Annotated in this window: 1 protein-coding gene; it reads left to right on the top strand. The window is 43.1% G+C overall.

Annotation, left to right across the window (positions count from 1 at the left end; all coding sequences use genetic code 11):
* The coding region (locus AB5935_RS26370) for a PL29 family lyase N-terminal domain-containing protein (protein WP_368327916.1) at positions 1-487 on the top strand (487 nt) is incomplete at both ends.

Raw genomic sequence — 487 nt, 5'->3', positions numbered from 1 at the left:
CTGTCGTTACAGTATGCAGTTGCTACAATGACGATGATCTCTGGGATAAAGTCAATGATCTCGACGGACGAATAGAAACACTAGAAACAACAGTCAAGAAAATGAACTCTGAAATTACAACTTTACAGAGTTTGGTAGACGCATTAAATCAAGGGAAAGTAATCACCAACACGGAACAGACATCTGATGGCTACACATTAACTTTCAGTGATGGAAGCACCGTATCTATCAAAAATGGAAAGAATGGTACAGATGCTCCTGTGATTGGAGTGAAAGCTGACGAAGACGGAATATATTACTGGACCATTACTACCAACGGTACTACAGAATGGCTGCCGGATGCAACTAACAAGTTAAAAGTGACAGGTACAACTCCAGTTATGGGAGTTGACAGTGACGGATACTGGACCGTTGATACAGGCGAAGGAGCCAAACGCATTAACGGAACAGACGGCAAACCTGTGAAAGCGGAAGGACAAGACGGAGA

The sequence above is a fragment of the Phocaeicola sp. RTP21198st1_B8_RTP21198_201120 genome (genome assembly GCF_040929485.1).
Classification (GTDB): Bacteria; Bacteroidota; Bacteroidia; order Bacteroidales; family Bacteroidaceae; genus Phocaeicola; species Phocaeicola dorei.
The sequence above is the reverse complement of the archived record's forward strand: the minus strand, read 5'-3'. Positions and strand labels throughout refer to the sequence as shown.